Annotated in this window: 12 protein-coding genes; 10 read left to right on the top strand and 2 right to left on the bottom strand. The window is 72.4% G+C overall.

The window, feature by feature from the left end; genetic code table 11:
* The first annotated feature begins 370 nt into the window (after positions 1 to 370).
* From gatC to ACFYYR_RS12815, 9 genes are all read left to right on the top strand, one after another.
* The gene (gene gatC, locus ACFYYR_RS12855; protein WP_388850830.1) at positions 371 to 667 is read left to right on the top strand and encodes an Asp-tRNA(Asn)/Glu-tRNA(Gln) amidotransferase subunit GatC; all 297 of its coding nucleotides are present in this window, start codon (positions 371 to 373) and stop codon (positions 665 to 667) included.
* 1 nt (position 668) lies between these two features.
* On the top strand, positions 669 to 2,162 hold the full coding sequence (gatA, locus tag ACFYYR_RS12850; protein ID WP_388850827.1) for an Asp-tRNA(Asn)/Glu-tRNA(Gln) amidotransferase subunit GatA: 1,494 nt from the start codon (positions 669 to 671) through the stop codon (positions 2,160 to 2,162).
* On the top strand, positions 2,159 to 2,401 hold the full coding sequence (locus ACFYYR_RS12845) for a hypothetical protein (RefSeq protein WP_388850824.1): 243 nt from the start codon (positions 2,159 to 2,161) through the stop codon (positions 2,399 to 2,401). The genes gatA and ACFYYR_RS12845 overlap by 4 nt, the downstream gene beginning before the upstream one ends.
* A gap of 14 nt (positions 2,402 to 2,415) precedes the next feature.
* Positions 2,416 to 3,921, top strand: a complete 1,506-nt coding sequence (gene gatB / locus ACFYYR_RS12840; protein WP_388850821.1) for an Asp-tRNA(Asn)/Glu-tRNA(Gln) amidotransferase subunit GatB — start codon at positions 2,416 to 2,418, stop codon at positions 3,919 to 3,921.
* A gap of 385 nt (positions 3,922 to 4,306) precedes the next feature.
* On the top strand, positions 4,307 to 6,511 hold the full coding sequence (locus tag ACFYYR_RS12835) for an MMPL family transporter (protein WP_388850818.1): 2,205 nt from the start codon (positions 4,307 to 4,309) through the stop codon (positions 6,509 to 6,511).
* A 282-nt stretch (positions 6,512 to 6,793) separates the two neighbouring features.
* The gene (locus ACFYYR_RS12830) at positions 6,794 to 7,426 is read left to right on the top strand and encodes a GNAT family N-acetyltransferase (RefSeq protein ID WP_388850816.1); all 633 of its coding nucleotides are present in this window, start codon (positions 6,794 to 6,796) and stop codon (positions 7,424 to 7,426) included.
* A gap of 200 nt (positions 7,427 to 7,626) precedes the next feature.
* Positions 7,627 to 8,214 (top strand): hypothetical protein, encoded by a 588-nt coding sequence (locus ACFYYR_RS12825; RefSeq protein ID WP_388850814.1) that lies wholly within the window; start codon positions 7,627 to 7,629, stop codon positions 8,212 to 8,214.
* A 182-nt stretch (positions 8,215 to 8,396) separates the two neighbouring features.
* Complete coding sequence (locus ACFYYR_RS12820) at positions 8,397 to 8,630, top strand: hypothetical protein (protein WP_388850811.1); 234 nt, start codon at positions 8,397 to 8,399, stop codon at positions 8,628 to 8,630.
* A gap of 307 nt (positions 8,631 to 8,937) precedes the next feature.
* Positions 8,938 to 12,159, top strand: a complete 3,222-nt coding sequence (locus tag ACFYYR_RS12815; RefSeq protein WP_388850808.1) for an AAA family ATPase — start codon at positions 8,938 to 8,940, stop codon at positions 12,157 to 12,159.
* 155 nt (positions 12,160 to 12,314) lie between these two features.
* On the opposite strand, the gene ACFYYR_RS12810 is transcribed toward ACFYYR_RS12815, so the two are convergent.
* Together ACFYYR_RS12810 and ACFYYR_RS12805 are read right to left on the bottom strand one after the other, a co-directional pair.
* Positions 12,315 to 13,481, bottom strand: a complete 1,167-nt coding sequence (locus tag ACFYYR_RS12810) for a PQQ-dependent sugar dehydrogenase (protein WP_388850805.1) — start codon at positions 13,479 to 13,481, stop codon at positions 12,315 to 12,317.
* Positions 13,482 to 13,864: 383 nt separating this feature from the next.
* Positions 13,865 to 14,902, bottom strand: coding sequence for an aldo/keto reductase (locus ACFYYR_RS12805; protein WP_388850802.1), 1,038 nt, complete (start codon positions 14,900 to 14,902; stop codon positions 13,865 to 13,867).
* Positions 14,903 to 15,076: 174 nt separating this feature from the next.
* On the opposite strand from ACFYYR_RS12805, the gene ACFYYR_RS12800 reads away from it, so the two are divergent.
* On the top strand, positions 15,077 to 16,015 hold the full coding sequence (locus ACFYYR_RS12800; RefSeq protein ID WP_388850799.1) for a 2-hydroxyacid dehydrogenase: 939 nt from the start codon (positions 15,077 to 15,079) through the stop codon (positions 16,013 to 16,015).
* The last annotated feature ends 96 nt before the right edge of the window (positions 16,016 to 16,111 follow it).

Below are 16,111 nucleotides of genomic sequence, written 5' to 3'. Positions count from 1 at the left end.
GTGTGTTCCTGGGGGGGGGGGGGGTGGGGGGGGGGGGGTTTTGTTGTTTGTGGTTTTTTTTTGGGCCCCCCGGGGCCTTTTATTTTTCCCCCCCCCCCCCCCCCCCCCGGCCCCCCCCACCCCCGAAACCCACCACCCACCAGCACCCACACAACCAGCGCCCGCACACCCGCACCCGCACCCACACAACCAGCGCCCGCACACCCGCACCCGCACCCGCACAACCGACGCCCGCACAAGCGAGCCCGCAGGAATCCCGAGCGCGCGCCGCACGGCGACCCCGCATGGCGACAAAGCGTTTCGCGGCCACCACCCCCCGCGCCATAGGATTGGCCCCGAAACCTACACACTCACCCTTGAGGATCGCTGCATGCCTGGCATCACGCGCGAGGAGGTCGCCCACCTCGCCCGGCTGGCGCGTCTGGAGCTGACCGGCGAAGAGCTCGAGCACTTCGCCGGTCAGCTCGACGACATCATCGGCGCGGTCGCCCGCGTCTCCGAGGTCGCCGACCAAGACGTTCCGCCGACCTCTCACCCGCTGCCGCTGACCAACGTCATGCGTCCGGACGTCGTCCGTCCGTCGCTGACGCCCGAGCAGGCGCTCTCCGGCGCCCCGGCCCAGGAGCAGCAGCGTTTCAAGGTGCCGCAGATCCTGGGGGAGGACTGACATGACCGACCTCACCAGGCTCACCGCCGCCGAGACCGCGGCGAAGATCGCCGCGGGCGAGGTGACGGCCGTCGCCGTCACCGAGGCCCACCTCGCCCGGATCGAGGCCGTCGACGAGAAGGTGCACGCCTTCCTGCACGTCGACCGCGAGGGCGCGCTCGCCCAGGCGCGCGCCGTCGACGAGAAGCGGGCCCGGGGCGAGCAGCTCGGCCCGCTCGCCGGTGTCCCGCTCGCGCTGAAGGACATCTTCACCACCGAGGGCATCCCGACGACCGTCGGTTCCAAGATCCTCGAGGGCTGGATCCCGCCGTACGACGCGACGCTCACCCGCCGCCTCAAGGACGCGGACGTCGTCATCCTCGGCAAGACCAACATGGACGAGTTCGCCATGGGGTCCTCCACCGAGAACAGCGCCTACGGCCCGACCGGCAACCCCTGGGACCTGACCCGGATCCCCGGCGGCTCCGGCGGCGGCTCCTCCGCGGCCATCGCGTCGTACGAGGCCCCGCTCGCGATCGGCACCGACACCGGTGGTTCGATCCGCCAGCCCGCCGCCGTGACCGGCACGGTCGGCGTCAAGCCGACCTACGGCGCGGTGTCCCGCTACGGCATGGTCGCCTTCTCCTCGTCCCTGGACCAGGGCGGTCCGTGCGCCCGTACGGTCCTGGACGCGGCCCTCCTCCACGAGGTGATCGCCGGACACGACCCGCTGGACTCCACGTCCATCGACGCCCCCGTGCCCCCGGTCGTCGAGGCCGCGCGCAACGGCGACGTCACGGGCATGCGCATCGGCGTCGTCAAGGAGTTCGCCGGCGAGGGCTACCAGGCCGGCGTCATGCAGCGGTTCAACGAGTCCGTGGAGCTGCTGCGTGAGCTGGGCGCCGAGATCGTCGAGATCTCCTGCCCGTCGTTCGACAAGGCGCTCGCCGCGTACTACCTGATCGCGCCGTCCGAGTGCTCCTCGAACCTCGCCCGGTTCGACGCCATGCGCTACGGCCTGCGGGTCGGCGACGACGGCACCCGGTCCGCCGAGGAGGTCACCGCCCTCACCCGCGCCGCCGGCTTCGGCCCCGAGGTCAAGCGCCGCATCATGCTCGGCACCTACGCGCTCAGCTCCGGCTACTACGACGCGTACTACGGCTCGGCGCAGAAGGTCCGCACCCTCATCACGCAGGACTTCGAGACGGCCTTCGAGCAGGTCGACGTGCTGGTCTCGCCGACCACGCCGACGACCGCCTTCCCGATCGGGGAGCGGGCCGACGACCCGATGGCGATGTACCTGGCCGACCTGTGCACCATCCCGTCCAACCTGGCCGGCAACTCCGCCATGTCCCTGCCCTGCGGCCTCGCGCCGGAGGACGGGCTCCCGGTGGGTCTGCAGATCATCGCGCCCGCGCTGGCCGATGATCGGCTCTACCGGGTAGGCGCAGCTGTGGAAGCCGCGTTCACTGCCCGCTGGGGGCACCCGTTGCTGGAGGAGGCACCGTCGCTGTGAGTGGAAAGCTCGCCAAGGCCAAGGGCTTCAAGAAGTCGAAGCCCGGCACGTACCTGTCCATCGGCACCACGCTGTTCGGCGCCGTCAGCATCGTCAAGCAGGCCAAGAAGGCCCGCTTCGAGAACGACAAGCTGATGCTGGTCGACGCGGTCGTATCCGCCGCCGCTGTCGCCACCGGCGTCGCGCTCCTCGTCCGCGAGCTGCGCCGCATGGGCGACGACGACGTCCTCGCGGGCTGAAAGGTTAAGTTTCCGTGACCGTCACTGAACTGGTGTCGTACGAGGACGCTCTGGCGGCCTACGAGCCCGTGATGGGCCTCGAGGTCCACGTCGAACTCGGCACCGCGACCAAGATGTTCTGCGGCTGCTCGACCACCCTGGGTGCCGACGCCAACGCGCAGACCTGTCCCACCTGCCTCGGCCTGCCCGGCTCGCTCCCGGTCGTCAACGCGACCGGCGTCGAGTCGGCGATCCGCATCGGCCTCGCGCTGAACTGCGAGATCGCCGAGTGGTGCCGCTTCGCCCGGAAGAACTACTTCTATCCGGACATGCCGAAGAACTTCCAGACCTCGCAGTACGACGAGCCGATCGCCTTCAACGGCTATCTGGACGTCGACGTCGAGGGGGAGACCTTCCGGGTCGAGATCGAGCGCGCCCACATGGAGGAGGACACCGGCAAGTCGACCCACGTGGGCGGCGCGACGGGCCGTATCCACGGCGCCTCCCACTCGCTGCTCGACTACAACCGGGCCGGCATCCCGCTGATCGAGATCGTCACCAAGCCGATCGTCGGCGCGGGTGACAAGGCCCCCGAGGTCGCCAAGGCGTACGTCGCCGAGCTGCGCGAGCTCATCAAGGCCCTGGGCGTCTCCGAGGCCCGGATGGAGATGGGCCAGATGCGCTGCGACGTGAACCTGTCGCTGCGCCCGCACGGCCGGGAGAAGTTCGGCACCCGCTCCGAGACGAAGAACGTCAACTCGCTGCGCAGCGTCGAGCGGGCCGCCCGCTTCGAGATCATGCGGCATGCCGCGGTGCTGGGCGAGGGCGGGACGATCATCCAGGAGACCCGTCACTTCCACGAGGAGGACGGCTCCACCACCTCCGGCCGCGTGAAGGAGGAGGCCGAGGACTACCGGTACTTCCCGGAGCCGGACCTGGTGCCCGTCGCCCCGTCCCGTGACTGGGTGGAGCAGCTCCGCGCCGAGCTGCCCGAGCTGCCGCGCGTGCAGCGGCAGCGGCTCAAGGCGCAGTGGGGCCTGTCGGACCACGAGATGCAGTCGGTCCTCAACGCCGGAGCCATCCCGTCGATCCTCGCCACGATCGAGGCGGGCGCCCCGGCCGACCAGGCGCGCAAGTGGTGGATGGGCGAGCTGGCGCGGCGTTCCAACGAGGACGGCGTCGAGCTGTCCGCGCTGCCGATCACCCCGGAGCAGGTCGCCCGGGTCACGGCGCTGGTCGCCGAGGGCTCGCTCAACGACAAGCTGGCGCGCCAGGTCATCGAGGGCGTGCTCGCGGGCGAGGGCGACCCGGACACGGTCGTCGAGAAGCGCGGGCTGAAGGTCGTCTCGGACGAGGGGGCGCTGGGCACCGCCGTCGACGAGGCCATCGCCTCCAACGCGGCCATCGCGGACAAGATCCGCGGCGGCAAGGTCCAGGCGGCGGGTGCGCTGGTGGGCGCGGTCATGAAGGCCACCCGTGGCCAGGCGGACGCGGCACGGGTGCGCGAGCTGATCCTGGAGAAGCTGGGCGTCGAGGGCTGACGCGCCGGACCACCCCGGGGGCGGGGTGAGCCCGGGTACGTCCGCGGACCGGGCCCGCATCCGTCCGCGGTGACACAGCGGCCGAGGGGCGGTCCTCCCGACATCGGGAGGGCCGCCCCTCGGCCGTTCCGTGTGCCCGGTGGGTTCCGCTTTCGCCGGACCGGCCGCCGGGTGCGGGCCGTGGAGGCCGGAAACCGGCCGGTGGCGGGGCCGGCCGAGCCGTTCCGCTGCGGAGCGGGACGCGTGCTTCCCCCGGGTCGATGTGACTAAACCCACGAAACGCTCACTTGATCTTGCAGGCCTGTAACAGTGGCCCGGTACGCCTTATGTCCGTTGTGGGTCATTTCCCGGAAAGATCCACACAACGCTCAGGGAGAGTCTGCGCATGGCTGCACTTGCCGGATGGTGTCTCCAGCGTCGCTTCGTCGTCATCCTGCTGTGGCTCGCCGCTCTCGTGGGCGTGGGCGTCGCGGCAGCCCTCACGGGGTCCTCGTACTCCAACGACTACGACGTTCCGGGCACCGAATCGGGCAAGGCGAGCAAGCAGCTCGAAGAGGCCTTCCCGGGCCGGAGCGGCGACAACGACACGATCGTCTGGCACACCGACCAGGGATCCGTCCGGGCCCAGTCCGTCGAGCGCCACATGACTCAGACGCTGGACGAGGTCGAGGACCTGCCCGGCGTCGCCGCCATCACCGGTCCGTACGGCGCCGAGGGCGCCAACCAGATCAGCCGGGACGGCCACACCGCGTACGCCACCGTCGTCTACGAGAAGTCCCCGGACGACCTCGGCCGCGGTCAGGTGCAGAAGATCGTGGACACCGCGCTGGACGCGGAGAACGGCGCGCTCCAGGTCGACGTCGGGGGACCCGGAGTCTCCCTCACCGAGAAGTCGTCCGCGCACCTCAGTGAGATCGTCGGCGTCCTCGCCGCCGCGGCCGTCCTCTTCCTCGCCTTCGGGTCGCTCTCCGCCATGCTGCTGCCCATCGCCACCGCGCTGGTCAGCGTGGGCACGGCCTATCTGGGCATCTCGCTGCTCAGTCATGTCATGACCGTCGCCGACTTCGCGCCCATGCTCGGCATGCTCATCGGACTCGGCGTGGGCATCGACTACGCGCTGTTCATCGTCACCCGGCACCGCAGAGGCCTCCGGCAGGGGCTACCGGTGGCGGAGGCCGCCCGGCGCGCCGTCACCACCTCCGGGCGGGCGGTCGTCTTCGCGGGCGCGACCGTCTGCATAGCCCTGCTCGGCATGCTGGTGCTGCGGCTCACCTTCCTCAACGGCGTCGCGCTCGCCGCCTCGCTCACCGTCGTCCTGGCGGTCGCCGCCTCCGTGACCCTGCTGCCCGCCCTGCTCGGCCTCATGGGCATGAAGGTGCTCAGCCGCCGGGAGCGCCGCCGCCTCGTCGAGCACGGGCCGAAGCCCGAGCTGCCCACCGGCTTCTCCGCCCGCTGGTCCGCCTTCGTCGAACGGCACCCCAAGCTGCTCGGCGGGATCGCCGCCGCAGTCATGATCGTCCTGGCGGTGCCCACCACCTCGCTGCACCTCGGCACCTCCGACCAGGGCAACAACCCGGCGTCCAGCACCACCCGGCAGGCGTACGACCGGCTGGCCGACGGCTTCGGCCCCGGCTCCAACGGCCCGCTGACCCTGGTCTCCGAGATCGACGGAGCCGCCGACAAGCTGGCCTTCGACAAGCTGCCCGAGAAACTGCGGGCGACCGAGGGCGTCGCGCACGTGACCACCGCGACCGTCGACCGCAGCGGCGGCACCGGCGTGATCACCGTGGTCCCGGAGAGCGCTCCCCAGTCGGAGCGGACCTCCCAGCTCGTCGAGCGGCTGCGGCACGACGTGCTGCCCCCGGCGGAGCAGGGCACCTCCCTCAACACCCACGTCGGCGGGCTCACGGCCGCCTACGACGACTTCGCATCCGTGATCATCGGCAAGCTGCCCCTCTTCATCGGCGTGGTGGTGGCCCTCGGCTGCGCCCTGCTGCTGCTCGCCTTCCGCAGCATCGGCATCCCGCTCAAGGCCGCCGCGATGAACATCGCCGCCGTCGCCTCCTCCTTCGGCGTCGTCGTCGCGATCTTCCAGTGGGGCTGGGGCAGCGAACTGCTGGGCCTCGGCAGCGCCGGGCCGATCGAACCGTTCCTGCCCGTGATCATGGTCTCGGTGCTCTTCGGCCTCTCCATGGACTACCAGGTCTTCCTGGTCAGCCGGATGTACGAGGAGTGGCAGCAGACCCGGGACAACCGGCGGGCGGTACGCGTCGGCCTCGCCGAGACCAGCCGGGTGATCAACTCCGCGGCCGTCATCATGATCGCGGTCTTCTCCGCCTTCGTGCTCAGCGGTGACCGGATCATCGCGATGTTCGGCATCGGCCTGGCCGCGGCGGTGGCCCTGGACGCCTTCGTGCTGCGGACGCTCCTGGTCCCGGCGCTGATGCACATGCTGGGCGGCGCCAACTGGTGGCTGCCGAAGTGGCTCGACCGGCTGCTGCCCCGGTTCAGCATCGAGGCGCCGGAGACCGCCCATGCGACACTTCCTGCGCAGCGCACGAGCGAGGACGTCGACGCACTCGTCCGCTGAAACGGGCGGGCCCGGACACGTACCGGCCCGGACACGTACCGGCCCGTGGCGGACCGGCGTCCTGCGGACCGGCCCGTGGGGACCGGCCCGTGGGGACCGGCTCGTGCGGGCCGGCGTCCGTGCGGAGCTGTCGTCCGTACGGGGGCCGGAGCGGGCGGGGCCGGCCCGGGGCGGGAGCGGTGCGGGGGCAGGGGCGGGGGAGTCCGTCCCGTCGGCTCGCGTCGTCCGCCGACCGCGGCCCGGGGAGTTCCCGGGCCGGCGCAGGACGAGCGAAGGAGAGCGATGTTCGCAGTGCCCCTCGGAGACGCGGCCGAGCTGCGTCCGCTGGAGCCCTGGCAGGCCGAGGAGTTCCTGGCCCACATGGACCGGGCGCGGGCCGATGTCGACCCCTGGATTCCGTGGGCCTGCCGGAGCACCGACCTCGACTCCGCGCGGACGGTCCTCCGGGACTACGCGGACCGGCAGGCCGCCGACGCCGGGCGGATCTACGGCATCTGGCTGGACGGAACCCTGGTCGGCGGTGTCACGTTCGTGACGTTCGACGCCCGGACCGGCGTCTGCGAGATCGGCTGCTGGGCCGAGGCCGCGGGGCAGGGCCGCGGCCTGGTGACCCGGGCCGTGCGCCTGCTGATCGACTGGGCCGTACGGGAACGCGGCATCCACCGCGTGGAGTGGCACGCCGCCGCGCCGAACGTGCGCAGCATCGCGGTGGCCCGGCGGCTGGGGATGAGCCGGGACGGCGTGCTCCGGCAGAACTTCCCGTACGCGGGGACCCGGCAGGACACCGAGATCTGGTCCCTGCTGGCCGGGGAGTGGCTGCGGGCCGGGGAAACGGCGGAGCCCGGCGCGCACCGCGCTCCGGCGCCGCGGCGCGACCGAGGAGCCGCGGATGTGACGGAGAGCTCCCAGGTGTGACCGTGGAGTGGCGGACGGCTGAGGTGTCCGGTCCCCGATGGGTCCGGCCGTCGAGGGGCGCCCCCGGGGGGCCGGGCCCCGAGGCGTCACCGGCCCTCCGGCCTCCTGGGCATCAAGCCGGCCTCCTGGGCATCAAGCCGTAACGGATCATGCCGCGAGAATTAAGAGGACTCTCAGAAACGGCGCTTACGGTGCGGACCATGGACACCACCAAGACCACGGACACCGAGACGAAGGACCTGACCGACGAGGCCGCCGAGGCTCCGGAAGCCGGGAAGCCCGCGGCAACGGAGGCGCCGAAGGAGACCGCGGCCACCGACCGGACGGACCGGGACTCCGACGGCCTCGACGAGGACGGCCCGGAAGCCGGCGCCCCGGTGCCGGCGCGCTCGACGCCGGTGGCGGCCGGTGCCGCCGCGGTGGTCGGCGCCGCCCTCGGTCTCGCGTCCCTGACCGGTACCTGGGTCGGCCGCCTCGCGGCCGAACGGCAGCAGCTGATCGGCCAGATCAAGACCTCCTCGGGTGCGGCACAGGCCCAGGCGCAGGAGCAGATCACCGCGCTCTACAGCACGCCCTGGCACACCACCGCCCTGTTCAACGGCGTCTTCGCCCTGGCGGCGCTGATCGTCTCCGGAGCGGTTCTGCTCCGTCCGGCCGGTGCGGGGACCGGGCAGGCACCCTGGATCCGGGCCGTCTCCGTCGCCGGAGTCGTCCTCGGCGTCCTCGGCCTTCTCGTCTCCGGCGGCATCTACTTCGACCTCCTCGGCGGGGTGCCCACAGCCCCGTAACGGGGTGCGTGCGGTGCCGTGATGCCGTACACCCCCTCAGCCCGCCGACCGTGCGGCCTAAGGCCCCCTTTCCGAGGGGGCCTTAGGCGTGTTCGAGGCCCCTCGGGCAGCGGAACTAAGGCACCGGGCCTCCCGAAGATCGGGAAGTCGCCCGATGCGGCGGGGGGCTCCGGAAGACGAAGGTGGAAGCAGAACGGAAGCCACGTCACCGGGAGATCACGATGTTCGCCTACGAACTGCAGCGGGACCGTCAGGAAGAACTGATGCGCGTCGCCGCCCGGCACCGGCTCGCCCGTGAGGCCGTCCGCGCCCGCCGGGACGCGGCCCGGGGCTCCGCCGGCCCCGAAGCGGAAGGGCGGGTGAGCAGAAGCGCCTCGCGGGACGGCGGCGGGACCGTACGGGCTGCCCGCGTCTGAACGCTCGGCCCGTCGGTGCCCGCACGCCGACGTCATCGACGGGCGGCCCCGCCGGGAGGGCTCGTTCCGGACACCGCGTTCCGGGCCCCGTCCCCCGGCACCGGCCGTGTCCTGATCGGCACCCCGGGCGCGCGGCCCGGGCGGCGTGCCGCCCAGCTCACCCGCACTGGGGGTCGCCGTGACAGGAACCGCTCGCTCCGTCTTCGCCGGTACCGACCGAACCCCCTTCGTGAGCAAGGGGTTTGAGGCGATACGGCCGGGAAGTGCCAGTGCCGCGCGGGCCGCCCCGTATGCCATGCTCAGCGATGTGGAGAGCAGATCGATCAGCCCTGTCTTCGTCGGCCGAGCCGACGAGCTGACCGCGCTCACCGACGCGTTCGCCCGCGCCGCCGCGGGGGAGCCGCAGGCGGTCCTCGTCGGTGGTGAGGCCGGAGGCGGCAAGACCCGGTTGCTCGAGGAGTTCCTCTGCGCGGCCCAGCGCTCCGGCGCGGTGACCGCGGTCGGCGGCTGTCTGGAACTGGGCGCGGACGGACTCCCGTTCGCCCCTGTCGCGACAGCACTGCGCGCCCTGCACCGGCAGCTCGGCCCCGAGCTGGAACAGGCGGCCGCGGGGCGCGAGGACGAGCTCGCCCGGCTCCTGCCCGACATCGGGAGCCTCGCCCGGGACACCTACGACCAGGAGGGCCGGGCCCGGCTGTTCGAGCTCACGGCACGTCTGCTGGAACGTCTCGCCACGGACCGTCCGCTCGTGGTCGCCATCGAGGACCTCCACTGGGCCGACCGTTCGACCCGCGAACTGCTCGGCTATCTCTTCCGCTCCCTCCAGCGCTCCCGGCTCGTCGTGCTCGCCACCTATCGCACCGACGACATCCACCGCCGCCACCCGCTGCGGCCGTTCCTCGCCGAGCTCGACCGGCTGCGGACCGTGCAGCGCATCGAACTGCCCCGGCTGAGCCGCGACGAGGTGCACCGGCAGCTCGCGGGCATCCAGGGCAGCGAACCCGAACACGGCCTGGCCGACCAGATCTTCGACCGCTCCGAGGGCAATCCGTTCTTCGTGGAGGAGCTGGCGACCAGCGACTACGGCTCCTGCGGACTCAGCGACTCGCTGCGCGACCTGCTGCTGGTACGGGTCGAGGCGCTGCCCGAGGCGGCGCAGCGCATCGTCCGGATCGCCGCCCGCAACACCACCGTGGAGTACGCCCTCCTCGCCGCCGTCGCCGGGCTCGGGGACGAGGAGCTGATCGAGGGGCTGCGCGCCGCCGTCGGCGGCAACGTCCTGGTTCCCACGGACGACGGCGACGGCTACCGCTTCCGGCACGCACTGCTGCGCGAAGCCGTCGTCGAGGACCTGCTGCCGGGCGAACGCTCCCGGCTCAGCCGCCGCTACGCCGAGGCGCTGGAGGCGGACCCCTCCCTGGTCCGCGCCGAACAGCTGGCCACCCGGCTGGCCGGCTACTGGTACTCCGCCCATGACGCCCGGAAGGCGTTGCCCGCCGTGCTGGCCGCCGCCCGCGAGGCACGGCGCCGTCACGCCTACGCCGAGCAGGTCAAACTGCTCGAACGGGCCATGGAACTGTGGGACGACGTGCCCGCGGAGGAGCGCTCCCGGCTGTCCGGCTCGGGCAGCGTCGAGTCCTACCCGCCCTGCAGCTGTCCCCCGGACGGCGAGGAGAGGCATCTGCACTTCCTGGACCTGCTGGCGGAAGCCGCGGTCGCCGCCCGCTGGGACGATGTGCCCGAACGGGCGTATGCACTGGTCAAGAAGGCGCTGAAGCTGATCGACCAGGACCGTGACCCGGCGCGCGCGGCCTGGTTCTGGATGCAGCGGTCCCGGCTGGTCACCTCGGTGGGACGGGGCGACGGCTGGGCGGAGATATCCAGGGCGCAGGAGCTGGTCACCGGCCTGCCGCCGTCCGCGGTGCACGCCGACGTCCTGGCGCACGCAGCGGCCTGGCACAGCCTGCATGTGTCCGAGGAGGGGTCGGTGCACCTGGCCGAACGGGCCGTGGACCTCGCCCGACTCGTCGGCGCCCGCGACGTCGAACTCAACGCCCGGGTGACCCGCGCCTGTCTGCGGGCCCAGCGCGGCGACGAGGACAGCATCCCCGAGCTCTACGAGGTGCGGGAACTCGTCGAGACCATCTGGGCGCCGCGCGCTCTGGGCCGCGTCCACGCCAACCTCGTGGACGTGCTCCACCGGCTCGGCCGCACGGCGGAGGCGGTCCACGTGGCCGAGGCGGGCATCGAGACGCTGGTCAGGCACCGGCTGCTCGGCAGCGCCGCCTTCGTCGCCGGGAACCTCGCGGAGGTCCTGCTGCTGCTCGGTGAATGGGACCGGGCCGCCCTGGTCCTGGAGGAGTGGCGGGACCGGGCCCGCAGTGCCCGGCCCATGGCCTCCCTGGTGATGTACCGGCTCGAACTCGACCTCAACCGGGGGAGGTACGAACGGGTTCCCGCCCTGATCGCCGAGTGCCGCACCCGCCTCGGCAAGAAAGACATGGAACCGCAGTACGAAATCCCCCTCGCCCAGGCCGAGATGAGGTTCGAGGCGGCGCACGGCCGGTTCGGCGAGGCGGTCTCCGCTCTGGACGGCGCGCTGAACCTCCTCCCGCTGCTCGGCCAGGAGCCCTACGTCTGGCGGCTGCTCGTCGGCGGGGCCCAGGTCGCCGGACAGGCGCGCGGCCTCCCGGGGACCGACAGCGCGGAGCACCGGCGGCTGCTGTCCCGGATCGAGGCGGCCTCCCGTACCGTGGGGTGCCCCTCACCGCTGTGGTCCGCGTGGTCCCGCCGCCTCGACGCGGAACTCGCCCGGGCCGACGGACAGCACCGGCCGCAGCTCTGGGCCGAGGCCGCGGCCGCCTTCGAGCCCTACGGCCATCCCCATGTGCTGGCCGACATCCGCCACCGCTGGGCCGAGGCGCAGCTGGGCGCCGCCGCCGTACTGGGCGCCAGGGCCGGAGGGCCCGACACCGGAGCGGTACGCGACCGGGCGGGTGAACTCCTGGGACAGGCCTACGCCGTCGCCACCCGGCTCCGGGCCGGCCCGCTGCGCGAAGACATCGAACTCCTCGCCCGCCGCGCGCGCCTGTCCCTGGCCGCCGAGTCCGTGACCGGTGCGGGGACAGCGGCGGGGACAGGGTTCGAGACCGACGCCCCCGCTGCCGGCCGCTCCGGTCCCTCCGATTCTCCGGCGGACGCCGGCGGCACGTCGGCATCCGCTGGTCGGACGGGCGTCGGCAGCCATCCGGAGTTCGGCGGCCACGGGGGCGGCGGTCTCCGGGACGCGGGCAGCCCGTCCCATCCGGACGGCGGTTCCGGCCTGACCCGGCGTGAGCGGGATGTGCTCCGGCTGGTCGCCCTGGGCCACAGCAACCGCAGGATCGCCGAAGAACTCTTCATCTCACCGAAGACCGCAAGCGTCCACGTCTCCAACATCCTGGCCAAGCTGGGGGTTTCCAACCGGGGCGAGGCGGCGTCCGTCGCGCACCGCATGCGTCTCTTCGCCGGAACGGAACCCACCGTCTGACCAGGTCCGGGTCCGGCCGGGCCCTGGTCCCGGACGACGACCGGGTCCGGGGCCGGGTCCAGGCCCGGGGCCGGGTCATCACGACGTCCAGGACTGCGTCCAGGACTGCGTTCAGGACTCGGCTGGGGCCGGGGCGGGGAGCAGGAGTGCCCGGCTCAGGACACCTTCACCTGCAGGATGCGGTCGTCCCCCTTCTCCGGTGTTCCCCGGGAGTCGGTCTCGCTCGTCACCAGCCAGAGCCGATCCGCTCCGTCGGACACGACGGTGCGGAGCCGTCCGTACGTGCCGTCCAGGAAGGCCTGTGGCCGCGCCACCGGCTTCGTGCCGTCCAGCGGGATGCGCCACAGCCGTTCGCCGCGCAGTCCCGCCATCCAGATCGAGCCCCGGGCGCAGGCGATGCCGCTGGGTGAGGCATCCTCGGTCGACCACTGCTCGACCGGGTCCACGAACCCGGGCTTGTCGCCCTTCCCCTCCACATCCGGCCAGCCGTAGTTCTTGCCGGGAGCGATGAGGTTCAGCTCGTCCCAGGTGTTCTGCCCGAACTCCGCGGCCCACAGCCGTTTGTCCGCGTCCCAGGCCAGGCCCTGCACATTGCGGTGCCCGTAGCTGTAGACCACGGAGTCCGGGAACGGATTGCCATGGACCGGCTCCCCGTCCGGCGTCATCCGCAGGATCTTGCCGCCCAGCGAGTCCTTCTCCTGTGCGAGGCCCTGGTCGCCGCTCTCGCCCGTCCCCGCGTAGAGCATCCTGTCCGGGCCGAACGCGATCCTGCCGCCGTTGTGGACCTGGCCCTTGGGAATGCCCTTGAGGATGGTGTCCGGTGCGCCGAGACGGCTCCCCGCCGGCTTCTTCTCGTCGTAGACCATGCGGGCGATGCGGTTGTCGGATGCGGTGGTGAAGTAGGCGTACACCAAGGGGTCCGCCCCGAACGTGGGCGCGACGGCGATCCCCAGCAGACCGCCCTCGCCGCCCGCGGAGACGCCCGGAACCGACCCCAGCTCGGTCTTCTTTCCGCTGTCCGCCGCGATCAGAAAGATCTTCCCGGTGTCGCGGGAGGACACCAGCAGGTCACCGTCCGGCAGCGCGGCGAGTCCCCAGGGGGACTTCAGGCCCGTCGCGACCGTGCGCTCCACCTTCACCGAGCCCTTCGCGGGCGCCGGGGAGGACGTGGCGCCGTCGGGTGGTGAGGAGCCGGGAGGCGAGGACGACGTCGCGGACCGCTCCGGCGGCCCGGAGCCGCCGTCCGACGAGCAGCCGGAGACGAACAGGAGGGCCGCAGCGGCCACCACGGCGGTCAGCGCAGTCACAACAGGTCGTCGCATGACGAACGATCCTCTCGGTCCCATCCAGTGCATCACATTGCTTCATACACCGCCGTGCCCCCGCGGGGTTCCCGGTCCACTCATGCGGATCCGACTTGCCGCCACCGGACCCGGACCGCCCCGCGAACTGCCCGGCTCCGCCTCGGAATCGGCCCCGGAGATCCCGTCCCGCCGTCCCCGGAACCGGCCGCCCGTCCCGGAAGCCGGACACCGTCCCGCCCACCTCGGAAGCCCTCGGACGCCCCCGCCCCGCAAGGTCTGCCCCCGCCTCCGGAAGCCGCCCGCCTCACGACCTTTCCGTGGCCGCACCACCGCACCACCGCACCACCGCACCACCCCGCACCACCCGGCCACGTCCCACGCCCGACGGCGGCGGCCGCCGGTCAGTCCCAGGACCTCTGCACCGGCGGCAGGTCCGCGATCTCCGCCAGGTCCTCCCCGCTCAGCCGGAGAGCGGCGGCTCCGGCGTTCTCGAACGCCCACCGCTCCTTCTTCGTACCCGGCACCGGGACCACATGCCGGCCCTGCGCCAGCACCCAGGCCAGCGCCACCTGCGCCGGGGTGGCCCCGTGCCGCTGCGCGACCCGGCGCAGCCCGGCCACGATCGGCTGGTTCGCCGCCATCATGTCGGCCGTGAACCGCGGATGGCGGGCCCGGACGTCATCCGGTTCGAACCCCTGGCCCGGCGTCAGGGTGCCGGTGAGAAAGCCGTTCCCGAGCGGCATGGCTGCGAGAAAGCCGATACCGCGCGACTCGCACCACGGCAGCAGCGACTCCAGCGCCTCGGGCGACCAGACGGACAGCTCGGCCTCCACACTGCTCACCGGGAAGACCTGCTGCACCCGGGTCAGCTGGCCGATCGTGGTGTCGTGCATCCGGGCGCCGGGGCTCCGCTGCGCCTCGTCCCTGCCGTGGGCCGCCGCCCGCCGCCGGACGCGCCGCGCCTCCTTCTGGAACGCGCACCACCCCAGCGCCCGCACCTTGCCGGCCGTGACCAGCTCGGCCATCGCGCCCCAGGTCTCCTCCACCGGCACCTCCGGGTCGGGGCGGTGCAGCTGGTAGAGGTCGATCACATCGGTCTGGAGACGGCGCAGCGAGGCATCGCAGGCCCGTTTCACATAGCCGGGGCGCCCATTGGCGACGATGTGCTGCTCGCCCACCAGCAGGCCGCACTTGGTGGAGACGAACGCGTCCGCGCGCCGCTCCTTGAGCACCCGCCCGACCAGCAGCTCATTGGTGAACGGCCCGTACATGTCGGCGGTGTCGAGGAGCGTCGTACCGCGGTCGAGAGCCGTGTGCACCGCGCGCAGCGAGCTCTCCCCGCTCTGCTGCGAGGTGGTGTAGGCCCAGCTCATCGGCATGCACCCGAGGCCGACCGCGCCCACCGACAGCGCCTCCGCGCCGATTGTCCTGCGCTCCACCTGGTCCTGCACCCCTCCCTTGCGTGATCCCCAAACTAACCTCTGCCACCGGCCCGGACGCGCAGCGGAGCCGCCCGGGCAGCCGCCGTCGCGGAAGATCGGCCGGAGCCGCCGAGGGACCCGCCCGTCCGCGGACGCGGCAGTTCTGCGATGACCGGCCGTAACCTCCTGACCATGACTGCTGATGTATGGCTGCCGGTGCGGCCCGATCTCTTCGACGGCCTCCCCGACGGGTTCGCCTACCACTTCTGGGACGGAGAGCCGGACTTCCCGGCGGACCCCGCCCGCTGTGTGTTCTACGGCGTTCCCTACATGAAAGGCTCAGCCGTCTCCGTCCGGCCGCTGCCGGAGATGACGGCGGTGCGGGTGGTCCAGACCCTCACGGCCGGTATCGACGACGTGCTCCCCGCCCTGTCCGGGCTGCGCCCCGGCGTGCAGCTCTGCAACGCGCGCGGTGTCCACGAGGCGAGCACCGCGGAGCTGGCCCTCACACTCATCCTGGCGTCGCTGCGCGGCATCCCGGACTTCGTCCGTGGACAGGACGCGGAGGAGTGGCGGTCCGGGTTCCGCCCCGCGCTCGCCGACCGCTCCGTCCTGATCGTCGGATACGGCTCCATCGGCAGCGCGGTCGAGGACCGGCTTGTCCCCTTCGAATGTGCGCGGGTGGCGCGCGTCGCGCGCTCTGCCCGTACCTCCCCGCGCGGCCCGGTGCATCCACTCGCCGAACTCCCCGCACTCCTGCCCCAGGCCGATGTCGTCGTCCTCACCACCCCGCTCACCGATGACACCCGTGGCCTGGCGGGTGCCGCATTCCTCTCCCGCATGAAGGACGGCGCACTGCTGGTGAATGTCGCCCGCGGCGGCGTCGTCGACACCGAGGCCCTGCTCGCGGAGGTGCGGACGGGCAGGCTGCGGGCGGCGCTGGACGTCACCGACCCCGAGCCGCTGCCCGCCGGCCACCCGCTCTGGCACGCCCCCGGGGTGCTCATCACGCCGCATGTGGGCGGACCCACCTCGGCCTTCCTGCCCCGTGCGAAGCGGCTGCTGCGCGAGCAGTTGGTCCGATTTGCCGCGGACGAGCCGCTCGCCAACGTGGTCGCCACGGCGGGCTGACCGGGAGCGGAAGCACACCCTCCGGGGCGCGTTCAGTACGCTCCGAGTCCGTTCGACTGCGCTGAGTCGCCGCAATCTCGCTGGTAGTTACGCTGT

Origin of the sequence: Streptomyces sp. NPDC001922 (assembly GCF_042891165.1) — a bacterium.
Taxonomy (GTDB): Bacteria; Actinomycetota; Actinomycetes; order Streptomycetales; family Streptomycetaceae; genus Streptomyces.
Note: the sequence above shows the minus strand (reverse complement) of the source record. Positions and strands in the feature narration are given on the sequence as shown.